Raw genomic sequence first — 22,878 nt, forward strand, 5'->3', positions numbered from 1 at the left:
GGTGTTTTGCTTGTACGCGGGATTAAGGATATTCTATGGTAATGCGCGCTTCCGGCTTGGCGCTGAGACTAATTTGTCACCTAAAATTATTTATTTGTTATCATAATCAGAAACAATAAAAACAAATGAAGCGCATTTTTTCGTATGGCGGAAAGCCATATAATGAGCAATGTAAGCGATCTCATGAAGCTTTCACGAACGCTAACGATCGCCTACCAATAAAGCTTATGGGGGTAATATCAAAGATGAAGAAGTCACTCCTTCTCGGTTCGACGATGTTATTATCGGTATCCATGCTCGCGGCTTGCGGCAGCAACAACAATAACGAGAATGCCTCTCCTAGCGCATCTTCGTCTCCGTCCGCCAGCGCCAGCGCTTCTGAAAGCGCTCCCGCCAGCGAAAGCCCGGCCGCGGAGCTCGGCGGAAAGCTGAAAATTCTGACGCACCGCACGGACTTGATCGACGACGGCACGATGGACAAATACGCCGCGGCGTTCAAAGAAAAGTATCCGAACGCGGAGCTCGAGTTCGAAGGCATCACGAACTACGCGAGCGACATTAAAGTGCGCTTGACGACAGGCGAAGCGGGCGACGTCAACATGATCGACTCCAGCTTGCCGAACACGGAATTGCCGAACTACTACGAGCCGCTTCCGGACGCGATGTTCGACAACGTGTACTTCGCGGACTACAGGCTGTTCGAAGGCAAACGCTACGGGCTGTCCACGGGCGTCAACACGCAAGGAATCGTGTACAACAAGCAAGCGTTCGCCAAAGCGGGCGTAGACAAAGTGCCGACGACGCTGGACGAACTGTATGCGGCGGCCGAGAAACTGAAAGCTGCGGGAATCATTCCCCTCTATATGAACTACGGCGCGCAATGGCCGATCGGGAACTGGGCGGAAGGCTCCGTCAAGTATGTCGCGGGCGACATGAAATGGACCGATCAATTCGTGACGTCCGACACGCCATGGCAGATCGATAACGCTTGGGGTACGCTGATGACGATCGCACGGACGTTCGTTCAGAAGGGCTACGTCGAGAAAGATCTCGCGACGAACAACTGGGAGATGTCCAAAGGCGAAGTCGCTTCCGGCAAAGCCGCGATGTACTTCCTCGGCAACTGGGTCATCCCGCAAGTCATCGGCGCGGGCGCCAAATCCGAAGACATCGGCTTCTTCCCGCTTCCTTACGACAACAGCGGCAAATACAACGCTCCGCTCGGCTCCGACTACATGATCGGCGTCAGCAAGAACAGCAAAAACAAAGAGCTGGCAACGGCATGGGTCGAGTTCTTCGTAAAAGAATCCGGTTACGTCGATTCCCAAGGCTTCATGCCGGTCGACAAGTCCCAACAACCGAAAGTGCCTCAACTGTCCGAGTTTCAATCGTTCAACCCGACGTTCCTCGAGGACGTGGCGGGCGATCCGAAATTCAACGAAATCGCGAACAAAGCGGAAATCGATCTGTGGGTCGGCAAAACGACGCAAGATCTGATCGTCGCCAAAGACTTGCAAAAGGCGTACGACGGCCTCAACGAAAGATGGAAAAAAGCGAGAGCGGCTCTCGGATATTAATCCGAAACCGGAAACTAGTGGATCTCCCGGCATTCCGCCGGGAGGTTTTCTATAGAATATCAGAAAGTATAATTTTTTGATTTCCTTTGTACTCATCTGATACCTACGCAAAGCTGCTTCAGCGTCTAAGTACGCCGAAGGTGTGTGTGTTTGCTTGTTTGGTGAATTGCGGAAAGTCGTACAAAGTGGCGTACGAGGTAGTCCGTCGTAGAAGTTTTGTTCGAAATATCGTACAAAGTGGCTTGCGAGGCATTCCGTCGCAAAGTTTTGTACGAAATATCGTACAAAGCGGTGAGCGAGGTAGTCCGTAGCAAAGGTTTTGTACGAAATATCGAACAAAGTGGTGAGCGAGGTAGCCCGTCGCAGAGGTTTTGTACGAAATATCGCACAAACGGCTTTTGCAATCGTTCGATTCAATAGAAGCGAGAATTTAAGCCGTAAAAAACAATTGCTTCATGTGGAGCGATATGCCCCGATTTCCTTCTAGCGTGAAGGGAAATCGGGGCTTATTTTATAGCTTGGAAAGGATGACGCAGCTTGAGTTTCGAGATCGAGCACTAGAAGTGGGTCAAGGCACACTTGTCGAAACGCCACGGGGAACGAAAAGATGCTCTGAAAAGAGGGCATGGATTCGGCAATCGCATGTTTGCGGAACAAATATGGTGGAACCTTGCGACCCGAGTCGACTGACGACACATAATTTTTACCAATCCTACCGATACTGAGCGAGAGAAGATAAGCATCGATGACTCTGCTCATCATCAGGAGGATGGCGAACATGATTACGCTCGGTCGTCCGTTAGGACGGAAAATAACGCTGATGTTCGCGGCGGGGCTTCTACTGGGAGGTGCATGCGTGCGTGCGGCCGACAATCCTGCGAACCGGCAAATCGCGGTCGTCATCGACGACTTCGGCAACGGCATGAAAGGAACGCCGCAAATGCTGGAATTGCCGATCAAGCTGACGGTCGCGGTCATGCCGTACCTGCCGACGACGAAAGCGGACGCGGAAGCGGCATTCCGCAAAGGCCACGACGTTATTGTCCATATGCCGATGGAGCCCGTACGAGGGCTCAAAAGATGGCTCGGACCCGGAGCGATAACGACGGATCTGAACGACGACGAGATCCGCCGCCGCGTCGAAGCGGCGATCGCCGACGTTCCCCACGCGATCGGCATGAACAACCATATGGGGTCGAAGGCGACGGCGGACGCTCGGGTGATGAGGGTCGTACTTCAAGTGTGCAAGGAAAAAGGGCTGTTCTTCCTCGATAGCCGCACGTCGTACAAGACAGTCGTGCCGAAAATCGCGAGCGAGCTTGGCGTCACGACGCTGCGCAACGACGTCTTCCTCGACGACGTGTACACGCAGAACCACGTGCTGCATCAGATTTCCGTCCTGAAGAAATTCATCGCGGACCACGATCGCTGCGTCGTCATCGGGCATGTCGGCCCGCCGGGATTATATACGTCCGGCGTGCTCAAGAACGCGATTCCGGAGCTGAGCGGCAAAGCGACGTTCGTTCCGCTGTCCCGCTTGCTGCCTTCTCCGCTTCCGATCGTCTACGGGCAGAAATAGCGATAGCTCATGATGCCGCCCGCGATCGCCGCGGCCAGCCGATTCTGACCGGGGATGGACGTCAGCATCTCCCGGTCTCCGGGGTCGTTCAGGAACGCGGTTTCGACGATGACGCTCGGTACTTTGACCCGGTTCAGCAAATAGAACTTATTCGCCGCCTGCGGTAGCCGGAAACGGTTCTGCTGGCGGTTTAAGCTATCTTGAATAAAACCGGCCAATATCGCGCTCCGCCCTTCGGACTGATGGATGACGAGCGGGCCTCTTTTCCCGCCTTTGGGCGACCAATTCACGTGTACGCTAATGAACAGGGAGGCTCCGACTTCGTCCGAGAGGCCGTGCCGCTGGGACAAGTCCTTCCGATGACGGGAGCGCGTCAGATGCCAGCGATTATCGTCGCTTAGCGCGTAATCGCCCGTCCGGTTCAGAATGACCTTGACGCCTTTGCTGCGGAGCAGCAAATAGAGCTTGCGCGAGATGTCCAAGTTAATGTCTTTTTCCAGTACGTTTTGCCAGTGGGTGCCGCTGTCAATGCCGCCGTGTCCGGCGTCGATAAGGACGTCGGCCGTCGGCAACGTGTACTCGACGGGCGGTTCGATTCGCTCGCCGGTTGGTCCGGTCCATCCGGTCGCAAGGAGCAACGCGCCGACGAACAGCGCGAGACGGGACAACCGGCCGACGCCTCGCGGCAGACTCGTCGGAATATTCGGGTTGAACGGCGTCGATCTCAAGCGGCGCTTCCTCCTTCGGCGGATCGGCTAACCCCATCCGCTTGGTTGTACCGTTATCGTGGCACAAATCGGGCAACCTCATGCAACCTCGTACAACCTCAAGTAAACAAACGCCATGGAAATAAGCCATAGGAAGATTGAACGGGCTTCCCGTCGGACATGCTAAAGAGCAAGGAGGAGGAGTAAGCCATGGATGGATCGGAATATTTGAAGTACGTGACGGAACGTTTCGTCAGCTACATGGATAGGCCGGCGGAACCGCAGACGGAAGACCGGGAAGGGCAACAACCGCATGCCGGCAAAATCAGCCGGGAGCCTTGGCTGACGAGATGGTTCGGCGTCGCCCCGCTCGGGGTTCAGATGTGGTGGACGGGACGAGCCGAACGCAAAAACAAAACGCGCCAAGAAGCGGCGCGTTCGGTCGAATCATCGTCTTATCGATAGAAAAAGCCTTGATCCAGCATGGCGCCGATCGGGATGAACCGGTTGCCCTCCATGTCGATCGCGAGGTCCATCCGGCCGTTCGACCAACGCTGATAGCCGATGATCGGCACGGCATACAGCATCGCGTCGCCGAATGGTTCGGTTACATATCTTAAATGCTTGCCGCCTTCGAGCCGCTTCCTTAACAGGGCGGCGTCTTTGGCGTTGAACGGCGTTTCCCCGGTCAGCCAAGGGAGCTTCTCGTAAACGTCGAACGAATCGTTCAGCTTGAGAGCGGACACTTTGGCCCCGGTCGTAGTAGGCGCGCGGTATGACGGCTTGTCCTCCGAGAATAGAAGTCGCCATGTTTTGCCGTCCAGAGGAAGCTCCTCCGCCGTCTTGGCGTCGAGCCAGTACGTCTCGTCTCCGATCGTCACTTCCCAGGCGGCCGCGAACGGATGGACGTAATGCTTGACGGCGACGATGCCGGGGAGCTGCTCGGCGGTCGCAAGACCGCTGTCGACGAGCGACCGTCTCAGAATCGTTTTGGAGAAAAGCGAGAACGGTCCTGTGCCGTATTCCCCCAGTTGGAACGTGCCGTCGGTAACCGCATGGACGACCATGTAGCCGATATCTTTGCCTTCCTTGGAAAATAAGACGAGCCAGCTATGCGTGCCCGGACCGAGCGCTTCGATCTGCGGGTCGGTGCCTTGCCATGCCTTGAAAGGCTTCTGCTTCGAAAGGGCGGCGACCCACTCCGTCACTTGACGTTCGAGCTTGGACGGCGCGGCTTCCGTCGCTTTGGCGACGATGGCGGCATTGGCGGCGGAGACGGCGCGAACGGGCGTAAAAGCTTGTAACAAGGCGACAAGCATCGCGGCGGCAACGATCAGTTTCGAGGCGCGAATGCGGATCGTACGCTGTCGGTCGGACATAGAACCTCCTGCGGGTAGGGGATGGAGCGGCTCTCGCCCGCGCTAGCGGCATCGAAACCGTGAGGCTCCGACGGCTTTGGATGCGCGGGGCGCCGCGTCGTTATATTGTAAGGGACAAGCGTTGCCGAGACTGTTGCTTCGTGTCGGCCGGAGCGTGCGATACGGGTTCTATTTTTGCCGATTCTCGGCGGAACCTCGTAGCTTGCGGCTAACGGTCGGTCATTCGATACCCGGCAGATGAAAAATTCCGCAGTTCATGACGGAGAGCGTCACGCGCGGGCGATATTGCCAGTCGATCTCGGCTTGTCTCTGTTCGAAGCGGGCGGCGACCGCTTCCTTCTGCGGCTGCTGGTCGGGATGGGTCATCGCTTCCAGCATCGGCTCGTAATAGTGACGAATGCGGCCGAGCTCGTCTTGCCTGCGTTCCTCCGCGTCCGCCGCCCAGGAGAAGTCGCCGCCCTTCAGCTTCCGTTCCATCGTCGTCTCGAGCTGGTTCATCGCCTTGCGCAGCGATAGGCCGTTCCGGAGCAGATGCACATTGGACGGCAGGCGGGGGGTTAGCTTCTTGTCTTTCAGCGACTCCATGAATTTCTCGTTAATGATTCCCGTCGCCAATGAAATGCCCCACCCGTATATTTCTTCCCTCTTCATGTCGCATTCGTAGCCGACCTTGAAATTAGCCCCGAGCCAAGCGGTATAAGGTCGCGAACCGAAAGGATCGCTCTTGCCGCGCGGCGGCTCCTCGAACATCGTGACGCATCGTCCCCACTGGTGGGCCGCTTCGAATATTTGCAACAGCCTGCGCGAGCCGTAATAAGCATCCTCCTGAACGATCCGCCCCGACTCCGTCACGATATAAGAGATCGGATTGGCCGACGTCCTTTCCGCCATCGAAGGCGGCTCGAACGTCCACCGGAACGTCATCGTCTCCGGCTCCGCGCCCGTGCGGTCGACGAAGCTCCAATAATAAGTACGGTTCGTGAGCGCCCGGTCCGCTTCGGGGGACAGCTTGACCGTTACGTACGAAGGGCTCTTCTCGAGAATAAAGCTGCCTGTCGATTCGAGATAACTCATGACGTATTTCTGAACCTGCTTCGCGTTCATGGCCGACTCTCCCGTTTCATTTGGTCCCTTGTCGCGAGGAGCGTGTCGCCGAGTCCGTCGATCCTCTCCCGGAGCTCGTTCCCGTCCGCCGATTCCAAGACGAGTTGGGCCAGCTTGCGCTCGAGCGACTCCTCTTTCTCGAACTGCTGGATGATCTCGTCGAGCTCTCCGATTACCAATTCAAACATATTGATTTTCTCGTGGAGCAGGTGTACGATATGCTCTTCGATCGTCCCGAGGGTGCACAGGTTATAGATTTCGACGTCCTGCGTCTGTCCGAGCCGATGGACGCGCCCGATGCGCTGCTCGACTCTCATCGGGTTCCAGGGCAGGTCGAAATTGATGACATGGTGACAGAACTGAAGGTTGATCCCTTCGCCGCCGGCTTCGGTCGCGATCATGACTTGGGCGCGCCTGCGGAACAAGTCCATCATCCAGTCTTTTTTGCCGCGGTTCATGCCGCCCCGGTAAGGAACGGCCGTCAAGCCGTGTTCTTTGAAAAATTTCAGCAAATACTCCTGCGTCGCCCGATACTCCGTGAATACGATCACCTTGTCGTTCATGGCGCGGACGAGCTCGATCGTTTTCTCCGCTTTCGTGTTCGACTTGATGCTCTTGATCAGCTCGACCAGTTCCCAGATGCGAGCGCGAAGCGGGGATTCCTCGGACGTCTTCTTGAACAGGTTGATGAGCGTCAGGAACACCGCGTCGCGACTGGAGCATACTTCGCGCTGCAGCGTAACGAGGGAGAGCATGCTCGCCAGGTCGACGCCGTTGTCCGCCGTGGCGTGCTTGCGCACGTAATCGGTGACGCCTTCGTACAGAGCCATCTCTTCTGGCGACAGCCGAAGCGGCACGTTCGTGACGACGCGCTTCGTGAACTCGACGCCGCCGTCGCTGCGGCGGTTCCGGATCATCACTTGGCCGAGCGTTTCCTGCAGCTTGGCCTCGTTCTTCGGCACGCGGCGGTCGGCGACGAAATTGGCCGCGAAGTCTCCTTCGCCGCCGAGCTGTCCGGGTTTCAGCAGCGTGATCAGGTTGTACAGCTCGGACAAGTCGTTCTGGACGGGCGTCGCGGTCAGCAGCAGGCAATATTTTTTGCGGAGCTCGTTAATGAATTGGTAGTTGCCGGTCCGCTTGTTCTTGAGCTTGTGCGCCTCGTCGACGATGACGAGATCGAACTCCTCGTTCAGCAGCGCATCCCGGTGAGGCTCGCGCTTAGCCGTGTCCATGGAAGCGACGACGATGTCGTTGTCCCATGTATAAGCTTTCTTCTGCGCGACGGCCGGAATGTCGAACTTACCGTTCAACTCGCGAACCCACTGCAACACGAGGGATGCGGGAACGAGAATGAGCACTTTTCTGGCGAGACCGCGGATCAAGTATTCTTTCAGGATCAAGCCGGCTTCGATCGTCTTGCCGAGTCCGACCTCGTCGGCAAGGATGGCTCGTCCCCTCATCTCGTGAAGCACTCGGCGCGCCGTCTCCACTTGATGGGGAAGAGGCTCGAAGTGCGGTAGCAGGGACAAGCAACGCAGCGCATGAAAATCGGTCACGAGAGCCGATTCTTCCGATTCGAGCGACAGCTGATACATCGTCCAATCGTCCCACGGACCGTTGCGTTCGACCCGTCTCTCCAGTTCTTCGAAAGCCGAATGTTCGATATGCAGATCGACTAGGGCGTGAAGCTTGCGGGGAGGGACGTCGGATACCGGGCCTCCGAACGGCTTCATAGCCGGCTTCTCGGCAGGCGGGATCGCAGTCTCGTCTAGCGACGGCATTCCGGCATGCGGCAGAGCGGCAGGCGAAACCGAGCCGGACGGCGTGCCGGCGGGAGAAGAGTAAGGGTAGGGGGTTTGCAACGTTTGCTCCTCCTCGGCGACCTTCGTTTCGCGGCTTTTTTTGAACACTCACTGTTAGTATGAGCAAACGTGACGTATTCAAAACAGGATCGGCGTAGAAACCCGCGCGCGGGAACGATCTTCGTTAATCGTGCGCTTTCCCGGTTTTTCGCTATTTTGCGGGGACATGCTGAACGACCTATGGAAGCACCACATGTGGTGATGTATACTGGTTATCGCACACAATATATTGTACAATTTACATACACCAGAACGTGCTGCGAGACCGGACGAAATCTCATCTTATCAAGAATTTTGGGAGGGTGTAACGCATTGAACACGATGCAGTCGAAACGGTTGGAAGGCCTTAGCGAGAAAATTTTCCTGGATCGCTACGCTTGGAAGAACGCCGACACGAGCCTGACGAAAGTCGGCGACGTCGTGCTCGTCCTGACGAAGGACGATCCGAAATTCCCGGCCAAAGAAGTCGGAGAAGTCGTTAATCGCGAAGGAAACGCGGTTACCGTCAAGCTTCGCAATGGCGAGCTGGTTGAATCGAACGTCGAGAAATTGACGCTTACGATCGAGAAGACGCCGGAAGACCTGTGGGCGCGGCTCGCGAACGCGATGGCTTCCGTTGAAGATACCCCCGAGAAACAACAAGCATGGTCCGAGAAATTCCGCTGGCTGCTGGACGACTGGAAGCTCGTCCCTGGCGGACGGATCGCGGCGGGCGCGGGCGCCAGCGACGAGCTGACGCTGTTCAACTGCTACGTGATTCCGTCCCCGCACGATAGCCGCGGAGGGATCATGCAGACGCTGACCGAGATGACCGAGATCATGGCGCGCGGCGGAGGAGTAGGCATCAACCTGTCGTCCCTTCGTCCTTGCCGTTCGATCGTTAAAGGCGTAAACGGATCTTCCAGCGGCGCCGTATCGTGGGGCGGGTTGTTCAGCTACACGACCGGCTTGATCGAGCAGGGTGGGTCCAGGAGGGGCGCATTAATGCTCATGATCAACGACTGGCATCCGGACGTGCAGGATTTCATTACCGTCAAGCAGACGATGGGCCAAGTGACGAACGCGAACCTATCGGTATGCGTTAGCAACGCGTTCATGAAAGCCGTCAAAGAAGACGCGGATTGGGATCTCGTGTTCCCGGATACCAAAGACGTCGACTACGACGCGCTGTGGGACGGCGACTTGGACAAGTGGAAGAAGCTCGGAAAGAACGTCGTTCACTACCGTACGGTGCGAGCGCGCGACGTGTGGAACAGCATTATCGAAGGCGCGTGGAAATCGGCCGAGCCGGGCGTCGTCTTCATGGAATACTACAACCAGATGTCCAACAGCTGGTACTTCAACCCGATTATCTGTACTAATCCGTGCGGCGAGCAAGGGCTTCCGGCTTGGGGCGTCTGCAACTTGTCCGCTATCAACCTGTCCAAGTTCTACGACGCGGAGAAGCATGACGTCGCTTGGGACGAACTGTCCAAAGTCGTTCGCTACTCGACGCGTTTCTTGGATAACGTCATCGACAAGACGCCGTATCACTTCCCGGAGAACGAGAAGAACCAACAGAACGAGCGCCGCGTCGGCCTCGGCACGATGGGCCTTGCAGAGCTGATGATCCACCTGGAAGTCCGTTACGGTAGCCCGGATAGCTTAGAATTCCTCGACAAGCTGTACGGCTTCATGGCTCGCGAGGCTTACCTCGCTTCGACCGAGATCGCGGCCGAAAAAGGTTCGTTCCCGGCGTTCGAAGCGGAGCCGTTCCTGCAGTCCGGATTCATGAAGAACATGGTCGAGACGTATCCGGAAGTCGGCGAAGCGATCGCCAAGCGCGGCATGCGCAACGTCACGGTCATTACCCAGGCGCCTACGGGCTCCACGGGAACGATGGTCGGCACGTCGACGGGCATCGAGCCGTACTTCGCTTTCGAATTTTTCCGTCAAAGCCGCCTCGGCTTCGACAAGCAGCTCGTGCCGATCGCGCAAGAGTGGAAGGACGCTCATCCGGGCGAGGAGCTTCCGGAATGGTTTGTCACTTCGATGGACTTGTCCGCGAAGGATCATATCCGCGTCCAAGCGGCGATCCAGCGCTGGGTCGACAGCTCGATCTCCAAGACGGCGAACTGCCCGAACGACTTCACGATCGAAGAGACCGCCGAGCTGTACGAGATGGCGTTCGAGCTCGGTTGCAAAGGCGTCACGATCTATCGCGACGGCAGCCGTGACGTTCAGGTGCTGAGCACGGCGAAGGACGAGAAGAAGGCGGAAGCGAAAGCGGAAGCCTCCACGGAAGCTCCGGCAGCGGCGGCAGTCGCGCTCGCATCGCCGGCGGAAACGCTCAGCGCGTCGTTTAACGTATCAGTCTCGCCGGAGCAGAAGAAGTCATTCGACAAGCAATACAAGAGCCGACCGAAGATTCTTCGCGGCGCGACTTACAAATACAATACGCCGTTCGGCATGGCGTATATTACGGTCAACGACATCGACGGTACGCCCGGAGAGATTTTCTTGAACGTCGGCAAGGCCGGCTCCGACGTGTTCGCGATGGCGGAAGCGCTCGGCCGCGTCTGCTCGCTGTTCCTCCGGTACGGCGACCACGGTGACAAGGTGCAGTTGCTCGTCAAGCACTTAAAAGGCATCGGCGGCTCCGGCGCCGTCGGCTTCGGCCCGAACCGCGTCGAGTCGATCGCGGACGCCGTCGCCCAAGCGCTCGAGCAGCACGCCGGCTTCGGCGACCACGAGAACGAGCATGCCGCGACGGCCGAGATTCCGGTCGTCACGGAGAAAACGAAAGTCCCGTATACGTCCAAGGACTTGTGCCCGTCCTGCGGTTCGGCATCGCTGCTGAACGTGGAAGGCTGCAAAACTTGCGGCAACTGCGGCTATAGCAAGTGTTCTTAAATGAGGAAAGCCCCCGGCGACGGGGGCTTTTCTTTCCTACGGATGTGTGACGACGACTCCGAAGCCGGGTTGGGCGAACTATCCGTTCCTAACGGCCTTGAAGCAGGTGTTCGACGTTCCGTTCGGATGGGATACGGATGTCAACGCCGCTGCGCTCGGAGAAGCAAGGTGGGGGGCTGCCAAAGGCTTGGACAGCTGTGTCTATTACACGATAGGTGCTGGAATCGGCGTAGGTGTGTTCGCGGAAGGGAAACTGGTTCACGGCCTTGTGCATCCGGAAGGAGGTCATTTATTAACTAGGCGCCATCCGGAAGATCGGTTTGCAGGGACGTGTCCTTATCACGGGGATTGCCTGGAAGGCATGGCCGCCGGTCCGGCGATCGAGAAGCGAAGGAATGTGAAAGGCAGCGACATTCCGGTGGACCATCCGGCATGGGCAATGGAAGCGTTCTACATCGGACAAGCTGTAGCAGCATCTATTCTTATGCTGTCCCCGAAGAAAATCATTCTGGGCGGCGGCGTCATGCACCAGAAGCAGCTTTTCCCAATGATACGCGCAGAGGTTCAAAACAATTTGAACGGCTATGTCAGCGCTAAGGCCGTTTTAGACAGCATCGACGACTATATCGTTCCTCCCGGTTTAGGCGACAATGCCGGTTTATGCGGTGCCCTGGCGCTAGGATTGCAGGCTATGGAAGATAGAGTGAGTTGATCGGAAAGGACCGGGGTGCCCCGGTTCTTTTTCGTTTCAAAAAATGAAAGCGGTTGTCCCGGTATAACCTCCGGTACAACCGCTTCTTAAACTCTGAGGATCTCATGGTAAATTATCTTCGTCTAAACTTGGAGCTTTTTCTTTCGATTAATGTGGGTTCCATCATAATATTTACCAAACTGGTGGGCACCTCTTGATTAATACGGTTCAGGAGTATTTCAAAACTAGTCTTTACCATTTCCCCAATCGGTTGATGAATGCTTGAAATCTCCATGATTTTCGACAGATACGTATCGTCAAAACCAATGATGCTAACGTCTTCGGGAACCCGAATTTGTCTTTGCTGCGCGGCTCTCATGAACTCAAGGGCCATGATGTCGTTTTCCGCGAACAGACATGTAAATTCCAGCTTTTCCGACTCATCCAGATATTTTTCGATATATCTGCGAATCATAAAGGTGCTGTTGGAGGATTCGACCAGGAGAAAGTTATCTGTGTCAAATGTAAAGCCGTTTTCTTGCAAAACGTTTTCAAAACCATAAAATTTTTCGTCGTCTTGAATCGATCCAATGTATCCGAATGTCTTGTGCCCGGAATGAACGAAGCTTTCCCCGGCCAATTTGCCTGCTTGAAAATGATTGATTCCGACACTGTCGAGCATTTTTTTATTATTAGTTATGACAATGGTGGGGATATCCAGCTTTGAAATCCTTTCCAGGTTAAAATCGCTTGAAGGCACGATGATGATGCCATCCACCTGCCGGGAAACGAAGTTTTGGATGTTCTCCCATTCCGTCACCGGATTGTATTTGGAGTTGTGAAACAAAATGTTGTATCCGCTTTTCCTCGCTTCAAGCTCCAGCGAATCAATGATCTCCACGAAATAAGGATTGTCGATCTCCCTTGTGCAAATGCCAATAATGTGCGTGCTGCTTCTTTTCAATGTTTGAGCCGCTTTATTGGGAACATAGCCAACCTCTTCAATCACTTTCATAACGGCATTTACGATTTCTTCGCTGACGCCTTTATGGCCATTAAGGACCCGGGATACGGTCGGTTGGGACACTTTCGCCTTTTTGGCGATTTCCTTCATCGTCATTTTTGCCATCGGGATGAGCTCCTTTCAGAGTTACTATATCATAAAACCAAGCGTAATAATAAATTCTGAATAAAGTTTTTTTATTCAGGAATGTATAAATAATTTCAGAATACGTATTCCCAAGATTTGAATAATCCAACCCTATATAGCCAGTGTGATTAAGTGATAAAACCCGAAATCCAATGTTGACAGCCAATTAATCAAAGTGATATGCTGTCGTTGTAAGTGCTTCCAACTTGGTAATACGTATTCACAGTTATTCACGAAACATCTTGATTGCACCTGCTTTGTAAATTTTGGAATGTGGAGGGATTCCCGCTAATGAATACGAACCTGAAGATTGAAAATGCGGGGTTAAAGCACAAGAGATTTAAGAATTCTGATGTCAAGCATTACTGGATTATGCTTCTTCCGGTTTTTGTTTGGTTGGTTATGACTCAAATCACTCCGATGTTTGGGATTGTGATGGCGTTTGAGGATTTCAACCCGGGAAAAGGTTTTTTTCATTCGGACTTTGTCGGCCTTGAAAATTTTCGATACATGTTCGATTTAAATGACTCGCGAGTTGCTTTGAGGAACTCATTGTTGATTGCTCTTGGTAAAATCATCGGCAATTTGACCATTCCGTTATTATTCGCGTTGCTGCTGAATGAGCTAAAGCAAAAGTTCTTGGTCAAGCCTATTCAAACGATCGTATACCTGCCCTATTTCTTGTCCTGGGTTATTTTATCCGGCATTATTCTGCAAATCTTTTCGTTAACGGGTCCGGTTAACGGCCTGTTGAAATTCATGGGCCATGAGCCAGTCCTATTGTTTCAAAATGCGGGTTTTTTCAGAGGTTTCATAATCGGATCGGATGTATGGAAGAACTTCGGCTTCAACTCGATCATCTATTTGGCTGCCTTAACCGGCATTGACCATACGCTCTATGAGGCGGCAGTGGTGGACGGGGCGGGTCGCTGGAGGAAATTGTGGCATGTAACTTTGCCGGGCATACGCACCACAGTTGCACTTCTAGGCATATTGTCGCTTGGGAGCATCTTGGATGCAGGTTTCGACCAAGTATACAACTTGTACAACCCGCTCGTGTACAGCACCGGGGATATTATTGATACTTATGTTTATCGCGCAGGGTTGCAGGGGTTGGATTTCAGTTTTGGCACAGCGGTCGGTTTATTGAAATCGGTCGTCAGCTTTATACTCATTACGACAGGGTACTGGCTGGCGAAGAAGCTTATAGGCTACCGAGTCTTCTAAGTTTGGGGGGGAGCAAAAGTGATCGAGGATCGTTCATTGGGATCAAGAATATTTGACGTTATTAATTTGTTCATTCTTATTATCTTAACGTTGGCGTGTTTGTTGCCGCTCTGGTATACCTTGATGCTTGCGTTTAGTGCAAAAGAAGCCGTGCAAGCGGGAATCGTCTCTTTCTATCCGATTGGCTTCAATTTATATTCGTTTGACGCGATTTTGTCGGATGCCAAATTTTTTAGATCGGCTTGGGTATCGACAGAACGAGTCGTTCTTGGAGCGGTGCTTACGATGCTGGTGTTATTGCTGGCTGCGTACCCGATGTCCAGAACAGGCAAGCAATTTCCGGGACGCAATTTGCTGATGTGGGTATTCGTCTTCTGCTTGTTGTTTAACGGCGGTTTGATTCCTTGGTATATCACTATGAGGAACTACCACATGCTGGATAGCGTCTGGGGCTTGGTCCTAGCCGGCGGAGTTCCGATATTCAACCTGATTCTAATTACGAACTTCATCAAGAACCTGCCGGAAGAGCTGGAAGAGGCGGCGAAAATCGACGGGGCCGGTCCGTGGAGATTTCTGTTTCAAGTATTGCTGCCGCTCCTGAAGCCCGTGTTGGCGACCGTTCTTTTGTTCACGATGGTCGGTCATTGGAACGATTTCTTTTCGGGGCTGGTCCTGTCCACGCAAGAGAAGAATTATCCGCTGCAAACCTATATCCAACAGTTGGTCGTCTCGTCGAACCAAACAAATGTGGGGAACTTGTCCCTCGAAGAACTCGACCGGGTTTCCAAGTTGAACAACGACTCCTTGAATGCGGCTAAGATATTTGTGGCGATGATTCCGGTGATGGCGATCTATCCGTTCCTGCAGAGATATTTTGTAAAAGGAATTACGCTGGGGTCCGTGAAGGGCTAACCGGCGTGTCCATAACGTTGTTGTCCAAGGAGACGTCCTTTGACATAAAAAAAAGTAAAGGGGAACATACGTATGAAGGAATCAAGCATTATTAGAAAAGCAAGCGCAGTAGCCTTGTCCTTGGCTATTGGCGCTTCCTTGCTCGCAGGGTGTGCCGGTAAAGACGACAACGGGCAGGCTACTTCCAGCGAGCCTTCGGCCACATCTTCTGCTAACCAGTCTTCGACTTCAGCGGAGACGCAAGCGGATCCGTTTGGCAAACAACCCGAACTGACCGTTATTACGAGGGGAACATGGACGAACCCGGATGCGAAATACCCTGACGGCCAATCCATGGAAGACAATGCGTACACAAGGAAGCTTAAGTCGGATTACAACATTGAGATCAAGAATGCATTCGTCGCATCCGATTATCCGAAGCAAGTGGATTTGGCAATCGCAAGCGGGAGTATCCCGGATTACTTGACGAATCTGACTTATAGCGAGTACAGAGCGATTGTCAAAGCGGGCCTCGCCATGGACATCTCCGAGGTTTGGGAGAAGTACGCAAGCCCGAATGTGAAGAAAGTATACGACTCCAACAAGGAATTGTTCGACAGCATGGTCAAGCAAGACGGTAAGATGTATGGCATTCCCGGCTCTAAACCGCTTGTGGATTTCTTGCCTGTTATGTGGGTTCGTCAAGATTGGCTGGATAAACTGGGACTCAAGCCGCCTACGAACCTGGATGAGCTTGCCGCCGTGGCGAAAGCGTTCGTCGAGCAAGATCCGGACGGCAACGGCAAACAGGATACGGTGGGCCTTGTGGGTCCGAAGAAAGACGGGAAACTGTACCAGGATATGGATGACCAGAACTTCAGCTTGCACTTTGATCCTATATTCTCAGCTTTCAACGCTTTCCCCGGCTTTTGGTTGAAGGACAGCAAAGGTGAAGCGGTTTACGGTTCGATTCTGCCCGAAACAAAGACGGCTCTCCAGAAGTTGTCCGACATGTACAAACAAGGGTTGATTTCCAAGGGTATGTTGACATCTAATACAGAGGAACTGACTTCAAACAACAAAGCGGGGTTGTTCTTCGGTACTTGGTGGAACCCTTTCACGGAGATCGGAAACAGCTGGAAAAACGATAAAAACGCCAACTGGCAGGCTTACCTTCTGCCTTCCGGATCTGACGGTATTACCTTGGCGAAAGGCGGCAACGCAGCCTCTCAATTTGCGGTCATCAGCAAGAACGCCAAACACCCGGAAGCTATTATTAAAATGCTGAACATTAAAACAGAAAGCCTGGATAAATTCGTCTCCAAGGAAGACCGGTCGGTTTTGTCGGATTATCCCTACCCGTTCTACCTGACGTACTCTCTCGCAGACGGTCCCGCCTTAATCTTGAAGGGAATGCTTGACTATCAGGAGGGCAAGAGTACGCTTGACGAGATCCACGCTAAATTTGACAGCTACGATCCTGGCGCAAACCCGATCTTCGACAAGTTGATCGCTTTTAAAACCAAGCCGTACGACAATTTGAACATCTCGGGTTGGGATTTCTCCGGGGACAAGGCGAATGATTTCGGATTGGTTTATTCCTTTGGCGAAGGCTTGAGGCCTTATGTTAGCGGGAAGTTCAAATGGGTCAATACCTTAACTTATGTAAAAACCGCTACAATGGATAAACGTTGGGCCAATTTGAAGAAACTCGAGAATGAAACGTTCTCCAAAATCATTATCGGCGCACCGATCGACACCTTTGATTCATTTGTAGAACAGTGGAAAAAAGAAGGCGGCGACCAAGTCACTAAAGAAATTCAAAGCGTGGTAAAACAGTAAGGGCAATATAGGTAAACAATGAGTTCTGTCTTTGACAGAACTCATTGTTTACCCGCAATAAGGATGGAAAGGGAGAGAAGATTTTGTCTATGTCTACTGTGAAAGTTGAGAAGTACCGTCCCAAGTTTCATTTTTCTCCTACGGAGAAATGGATGAATGACCCGAACGGGCTGGTTTATTTTAATGGGGAATATCATCTTTTCTACCAGCACCATCCATACGGAACGGAAATGGGATCTATGCATTGGGGACATGCGGTAAGCAGGGATCTCATGACATGGGAACAACTCCCTGTAGCGCTTGCGCCCGATGAGAAGGGCATGATTTTTTCAGGCAGCGCTGTGGTAGATTGGAACGACACAACAGGTTTTTTCGGCGGAAAGCCTGGTCTAATAGCAATTTTTACTCACCATAATGATTCTGGGTTGACACAAAAGCAAACCCAAAGTATTGCATATAGTAAAGATTCCGGAAGGACCTGGATCAAATACGAGGGTAATCCGGTTATCACTTCTGACATATATCGCGATTTTCGGGATCCGAAGGTTTTCTGGCATGAAGAAACGAAGCGATGGGTGATGGTTCTCGCTTGCGGCCAAACGGTTTGCCTATACCATTCGCCAAATTTAAGAGAATGGACCTTTGACAGCGAATTCGGTGAAGGAATCGGTTCCCATGACGGCGTCTGGGAATGTCCTGATTTGTTCGCATTGCCCGTTGATGGGGATCGGACGAAACTAAAATGGGTCTTGCTTGTTAGCATTGGAGCCGAGCCTGACATCAAGGAAGGTTCAAGAACCCAGTACTTTACCGGGCATTTCGACGGTCGTACCTTCGTACCGGATGAAGCTTCCCAAACGATTCGCTGGCTTGATTATGGCAGGGATAATTATGCAGGCGTATGTTGGTCGGACATACCGGAAGAAGACGGACGCCGAATCTATATCGGCTGGATGAGCAATTGGAAATATTCGAATAAGACTCCTACCGAAGGTTGGAGGGGCGCCATGACGATTCCTAGAGAGCTTACACTGGAATCAAGGAATGGCGAAGCCGTATTGATTCAACGTCCTGTGTTGGAACTGGAAAAGATCAGAACTCCACTTCTAGAGGTGGAAGGGGAAGCTGTAAACGAGCTGAATTTGATATTGAAGGACCAGCAACTGGAAACGTATGAGATTGTAGCCGAATTTGAGCTTGCCCAGGGCATTGACTCCTTCGGGTTTAAGCTAAGAACCTCGGAGCGGGAAGAAACCGTGGCAGGTTATTCGGTGAAGGATTCGGTCGTATTTGTAAACCGCACTCGTTCGGGAGTCGTTGATTTTCATAAGAATTTCGCTGGCATACATCAAGCGATCTTGCCGTCGGATCTGCAGTGTCTACAGCTGCGTCTTATTGTAGATCGCTCATCAGTGGAAGTATTTGCGGACGACGGTCTTGTCGTGATTACAGATTTGATTTTCCCGTCTTCATCCTCATTAGGGTTATCTTTCTTTTGCAATGGGAAGAACGAGATTCCCTATCAAGTAAGGATATATCAATTGTAGTTGTTCTGGTTCAATAGCGTGATCGGTGAATCCGATTTGAAACACCGGCTCTCCGTCGTAATGCGGAGGGTAGTTTTTTGGTGACTCTGGAAGCGCATACAAACGCTTCGACATCATGATCCATTGACAAACTTATTATTTGTATTCGGGGGAATGAGCATGGGCAAATTTAATAAAATGTTACTTTTAGTGCCTGTTTTGTGTGTGAGCCTCGTTGTCACACCAACCATGGCGGCACCGCCGTCGTCGAATAATGGCAGCCCTGCGGAAGTTTGGCTGACAGACCCAGGAATCAATAAGTGGCTTTCCGAGGAAGGTAATGTGCATTTCCAAACCGCGCAAACGACTAACCCGCTTGCGATCAAGGTCGACAATAACATCAAGTATCAACAAATTGAAGGTTTTGGGGCGGCCATGACCGACTCTTCCGCTTGGCTTATCGATAAGTTGTCTACGACTAAGCGGAATGAATTGATGAGTAATCTGTTTGATCCCTCGACAGGCATCGGCCTCAACTTCATCCGCACTCCGATGGGAGCTACGGATGTCAATGTAGGCGGGAATTACTCCTATGACGACATGCCAGCAGGACAGACGGATCCGACGCTGGCCAACTTCTCGATCCAGCATGATGAGCCGTACATCATTCCGGCATTGCAGCAGGCACTCTCGCTTAATCCGTCAATCAACATCATGGCTACCGCGTGGAGCCCGCCAGGTTGGATGAAGACCTCCGATTATATGATAGGTGGTACTCTTAAGGATGGGTACTACGATGAGCTCGCCAACTATTTTGTAAAGTTCACACAAGCTTACAGTAATGCCGGAGTACCTATTTCCTATGTTACGCCGCAAAATGAACCGATGGGCATTCCCACTTGGCCTGGTATGTTCCTGTCCGCTTACCAGGAAGCCGCCTTGATTAAGGAGATGGGCGAGGCGTTTAAGGCTAACAAAATTTCGACGGAGATTTTAGCTTGGGATCACAACTGGGATATCCCCACGTATCCCGAGACGATCTTCAACGATCCCGCTGCCTCCCCGTATACCATTGGAACGGGATGGCACGTCTATAGTGGCAGCCCGATTTTCCAAACGCAAGTCCACAACGACTATCCAGGTAAAAAAGCTTTCATCACGGAAGCCACTGGGGGTACTTTTCAAGCTAATGATAATGTAGCGTTAAATGATTCGATTAATAATTGGATTATCAATGGTACGCGTAATTGGGCGAATGGCGTGATCCTATGGAACATTGCACTCGACCCCGATAGGGGCCCGCTCAACAGCGACACGAATGGCATACCTTTGATGCGCGGATTGCTTACCATTGATCCGGATAATGGAGACGTATCCTACAATGTGGACTATTATGAACTCGCTCATGCCAGCAAGTTTGTCAATCCAGGAGCCTATCGGATTTATTCGAATACCTTTGGGGATGGAAGCATAGAGGATGTTGCGTTCCAGAACCCGGATGGATCGAAGGTTCTGATTGCGCATAACTCGGGAACCAGCTTGAAGACCTTCAGCGTTGCAGACGGAACACAATCATTCGACTACACGTTGAACGCAGGTAGTGCCGTCACGTTTAAGTGGACGGGACCTGCGCAGAGCGGCACGACACTTGCAGCGACGAATGTCTCGGATCCGACACATGACTTTAAGTTTAAGCCGCTGAAGAAATTTGGATCTGATCCGATTGTTACGTACGATCCGGCGTTACTGTCGTACCAGAATACCATCCTCACCGGAAATAGCTTGATCACGTATTCCCTTCCGGCCGGAGCTTCTATCCAGACTGGAGGAGCGGTGCTAGACCGCAGCGGGTGGACCGTCACGGCTTCGTCGAATTCGGGTGGGGACGGAACAGGGAATGCGTCCGGGGATGCGGCCGCGAACGCGATTGACGGTGATATCGATTCAAGGTGGACCACCGGGCATGGGATGAAGAACGGCGACTGGTATCAGATCGATTTGGGAAGCTCCAAGAGCTTCAATCAAATCGTCCTTGAGAACGGCAAAAGCAGTTCCTTCGACTACGTTAATAAATATCAGGTATATGTTTCAAATGACGGCGTCAATTGGGGCAGTGCGATTGCGAACGGCAGCGGAGGCATAGGAAGGATAGCCATCACGCTTCCAACCCAGACGGCGCAGTACATTCGCATCGTCAATACCGGACCAAGCAGCTTCTGGTGGTCCATCGGTGAAATCAATGTGTATGGGTCGTCGAGTGAAACCGGTTCGATCGCTGCTCCGACAAAGGTATCACACGGCCTTCAGTTGCAGAACTGGACCAGCCCGGAAGGGGCGCAGGTTACCGTAGTATACAATGGAACCGGCAGCAGCCAGAGTTTCCCGATATCCGCCGACAGCTCGTTTACCTATAAGCTACCCAGCGGGACTTCAGCGATGTTCACAACGAAGGATTCGTCAGGCTTGCCGACACCGGTCTTCAGTAGTTTGACGCCGAATGAAGGCTTGGCAGGCAGCATGGTAACGATCAACGGATCTAATTTCGGCAGCATTCAGGGGTTCGGTACGGTGAATTTCGGATCGATCCCGGCTATTATCGGCAGCTGGTCGGATTCGAGCATCACCGCTTACGTTCCGAACGGACTTCCATCGGGGCCGGTTGCGGTTTCTGTGAACGGAAGCAGCGGAGAATATGCAGGCGGATCTTCGTTTAACGTCAGAATTCTACCTCCTGCGCTGTCGAAGACGGGTTGGACCGTAACGGCTACGGATGTAAGTCCGTATGGCGATGTGCCCGGAAATATGTTGGATGGCGATATTAACAGTCGGTATAGCTCCGGAACAGGGCAGTACAATGGTCTTTCGTTTACAGTGGACATGGAGCAAACGCAAACGTTCAACAAGATTATGTTGGATTCCGGCAGCAGTAACGGTGACTATGCGCGAAGCGCAGACGTGTACGTATCTGCGGACGGAATCGACTGGACCAAGGTTTCTTCTATCGTATCAGACGGCCAACTAATCCAACTGGCTGGCTTCGCAACGCAGACAGCTCGCTACATCAAGGTCGTCAATACCGGCAGTGCGGGTAACTGGTGGTCCATCGCAGAGTTTAACGTGTACAACACTCGGACGACTTGGACCGCAACGGCTACGGATGTAAGTCCGTGGGGCGATGTGCCAGGAAACATGCTGGATGGCAATGCCGGCACCCGGTATAGCTCCGGAACAGGGCAGTATGATGGTCTTTCATTTACGGTGGATATGGGGCAAACGGAGACGTTCAACAAGCTTGTGATCGATTCCGGCGACGGCAGCAATGACTATGCGCGAAGCTCAGACGTATTCGTATCTACGGACGGAACCGACTGGACCAAGGTTGCTTCTGTAACAGGAAGCGGCCCGCTCCAAGAGGTTGCCTTCGAAACGCAGACCGCTCGCTACATCAAGGTTGTCGTCACCGGCAACGAGGGTTACTGGTGGTCCGTCGCAGAGTTTGACGTGTACAACGAGGAAGTTACGGATTATCGGGCGGGTTGGACTGCAACGGCTACGGATGTAAGTCCGTGGGGCGATGTGCCTGGAAACATGCTGGATGGCAATGCTGGCACTCGGTATAGCTCCGGAACAGGGCAGTATAATGGTCTTTCGTTTACAGTGGATATGGGGTCACCGCAGACGTTCAACAAGCTTGTGGTCGATTCCGGCGACGGCAGCAATGACTACGCTCGAAGCTCAGACGTATTCGTATCTACGGATGGAACGAACTGGACCCCGGTTACTTCTGTAACCGGAAGCGGCCCGCTTCAAGAGATCTCCTTCTCATCGCAGACCGCTCGCTACATCAAGGTTGTCGTCACCGGCAACGAGGGTTACTGGTGGTCCGTCGCAGAGTTTAACGTGTATAACGAAGAAGTGCCGGATTATCGGACGGGATGGACCGCAACGGCTACGGATGTAAGTCCGTGGGGCGATGTGCCTGGGAACATGCTGGATGGTAATGCTGGCACCCGGTATAGCTCCGGAACAGGTCAGTACAATGGTCTTTCGTTTACAGTGGATATGGGGTCATCGCAGACTTTCGACAAGCTTGTGATCGATTCCGGCAGCGGCAGCAATGACTATGCGCGAAGCTCAGACGTATTCGTATCCACGGATGGAACGAACTGGACCCAAGTTACTTCTGTAACAGGAACCAGCCCGCTCCAAGAGGTCACCTTCCCGGAGCAGACAGCTCGATACATCAAGATCGTCTGCACTGGAAGCGAGGGTTACTGGTGGTCCGTCGCAGAGTTTAACGTGTATTAGCTACGGAATGAGAGAACTATGTATTGAAATGAAGGTTTTTGATAATCCTTCGACCTAAAGTAAACAGGTTCGTAACACCACGTAGAACGATATGTATCGAGACTGACAATATGATTTGATTTATTCAATTCAGTGTAAAAAAC

Annotated in this window: 14 protein-coding genes and 1 pseudogene; 10 read left to right on the plus strand and 5 right to left on the minus strand. The window is 52.7% G+C overall.

Going from position 1 to position 22,878, the window contains the following annotated elements:
• Window positions 1–245 precede the first annotated feature (245 nt).
• Complete coding sequence (locus ACFPPD_RS01035) at window positions 246–1,577, plus strand: ABC transporter substrate-binding protein (protein ID WP_209749281.1); 1,332 nt, start codon at window positions 246–248, stop codon at window positions 1,575–1,577.
• A 778-nt stretch (window positions 1,578–2,355) separates the two neighbouring features.
• The gene (locus ACFPPD_RS01040) at window positions 2,356–3,156 is read left to right on the plus strand and encodes a divergent polysaccharide deacetylase family protein (protein WP_378081042.1); all 801 of its coding nucleotides are present in this window, start codon (window positions 2,356–2,358) and stop codon (window positions 3,154–3,156) included.
• Here the strand turns inward: ACFPPD_RS01040 and ACFPPD_RS01045 are convergent.
• Complete coding sequence (locus ACFPPD_RS01045) at window positions 3,141–3,884, minus strand: N-acetylmuramoyl-L-alanine amidase family protein (protein ID WP_378081044.1); 744 nt, start codon at window positions 3,882–3,884, stop codon at window positions 3,141–3,143. The genes ACFPPD_RS01040 and ACFPPD_RS01045 overlap by 16 nt on opposite strands.
• A 189-nt stretch (window positions 3,885–4,073) precedes the next feature.
• On the opposite strand from ACFPPD_RS01045, the gene ACFPPD_RS01050 reads away from it, so the two are divergent.
• On the plus strand, window positions 4,074–4,328 hold the full coding sequence (locus tag ACFPPD_RS01050; protein ID WP_209749280.1) for a YqzE family protein: 255 nt from the start codon (window positions 4,074–4,076) through the stop codon (window positions 4,326–4,328).
• Here ACFPPD_RS01050 and ACFPPD_RS01055 read toward each other — a convergent pair.
• The 3 genes from ACFPPD_RS01055 to ACFPPD_RS01065 form a co-directional block, all read right to left on the minus strand.
• Window positions 4,319–5,242, minus strand: a complete 924-nt coding sequence (locus ACFPPD_RS01055) for a hypothetical protein (protein WP_209749279.1) — start codon at window positions 5,240–5,242, stop codon at window positions 4,319–4,321. The two genes, ACFPPD_RS01050 and ACFPPD_RS01055, sit on opposite strands and share 10 nt — an antisense overlap.
• A gap of 219 nt (window positions 5,243–5,461) precedes the next feature.
• On the minus strand, window positions 5,462–6,346 hold the full coding sequence (locus ACFPPD_RS01060; protein WP_209749278.1) for a YqhG family protein: 885 nt from the start codon (window positions 6,344–6,346) through the stop codon (window positions 5,462–5,464).
• Window positions 6,343–8,079: a DEAD/DEAH box helicase gene (locus ACFPPD_RS01065; protein WP_209749292.1), complete on the minus strand. Its 1,737-nt coding sequence runs from the start codon at window positions 8,077–8,079 to the stop codon at window positions 6,343–6,345. The genes ACFPPD_RS01060 and ACFPPD_RS01065 overlap by 4 nt, the downstream gene beginning before the upstream one ends.
• 450 nt (window positions 8,080–8,529) lie before the next feature.
• Here ACFPPD_RS01065 and ACFPPD_RS01070 point away from each other — a divergent pair, with 450 nt between their 5' ends.
• Complete coding sequence (locus tag ACFPPD_RS01070) at window positions 8,530–11,100, plus strand: adenosylcobalamin-dependent ribonucleoside-diphosphate reductase (protein WP_378081070.1); 2,571 nt, start codon at window positions 8,530–8,532, stop codon at window positions 11,098–11,100.
• Window positions 11,101–11,134: 34 nt separating this feature from the next.
• Window positions 11,135–11,812 (plus strand): annotated as a pseudogene (locus tag ACFPPD_RS01075) (ROK family protein); the annotation flags it as partial.
• A 112-nt stretch (window positions 11,813–11,924) separates the two neighbouring features.
• Here ACFPPD_RS01075 and ACFPPD_RS01080 read toward each other — a convergent pair.
• Window positions 11,925–12,920, minus strand: coding sequence for a LacI family DNA-binding transcriptional regulator (locus ACFPPD_RS01080; protein WP_209749275.1), 996 nt, complete (start codon window positions 12,918–12,920; stop codon window positions 11,925–11,927).
• Window positions 12,921–13,313: 393 nt separating this feature from the next.
• On the opposite strand from ACFPPD_RS01080, the gene ACFPPD_RS01085 reads away from it, so the two are divergent.
• The 5 genes from ACFPPD_RS01085 to ACFPPD_RS01105 all read left to right on the plus strand — a co-directional run bounded on the left by ACFPPD_RS01085 (window position 13,314) and on the right by ACFPPD_RS01105 (window position 22,735).
• On the plus strand, window positions 13,314–14,168 hold the full coding sequence (locus tag ACFPPD_RS01085; protein ID WP_378081072.1) for an ABC transporter permease: 855 nt from the start codon (window positions 13,314–13,316) through the stop codon (window positions 14,166–14,168).
• A gap of 285 nt (window positions 14,169–14,453) precedes the next feature.
• The gene (locus ACFPPD_RS01090) at window positions 14,454–15,080 is read left to right on the plus strand and encodes a carbohydrate ABC transporter permease (protein ID WP_378081047.1); all 627 of its coding nucleotides are present in this window, start codon (window positions 14,454–14,456) and stop codon (window positions 15,078–15,080) included.
• Window positions 15,081–15,152: 72 nt separating this feature from the next.
• A complete protein-coding gene (locus ACFPPD_RS01095; RefSeq protein ID WP_209749272.1) occupies window positions 15,153–16,901 on the plus strand; it encodes an extracellular solute-binding protein in 1,749 nt (582 codons plus the stop codon).
• Between the two features lie 89 nt (window positions 16,902–16,990).
• Entirely contained in the window at window positions 16,991–18,448 is a 1,458-nt protein-coding gene (locus tag ACFPPD_RS01100; RefSeq protein ID WP_209749271.1) for a glycoside hydrolase family 32 protein, read from the plus strand.
• Between the two features lie 159 nt (window positions 18,449–18,607).
• Complete coding sequence (locus ACFPPD_RS01105; RefSeq protein ID WP_209749270.1) at window positions 18,608–22,735, plus strand: discoidin domain-containing protein; 4,128 nt, start codon at window positions 18,608–18,610, stop codon at window positions 22,733–22,735.
• Window positions 22,736–22,878: the final 143 nt, after the last annotated feature.

It is taken from the genome of Cohnella suwonensis, from assembly GCF_042655365.1.
Taxonomy (GTDB): Bacteria; Bacillota; Bacilli; order Paenibacillales; family Paenibacillaceae; genus Cohnella; species Cohnella suwonensis.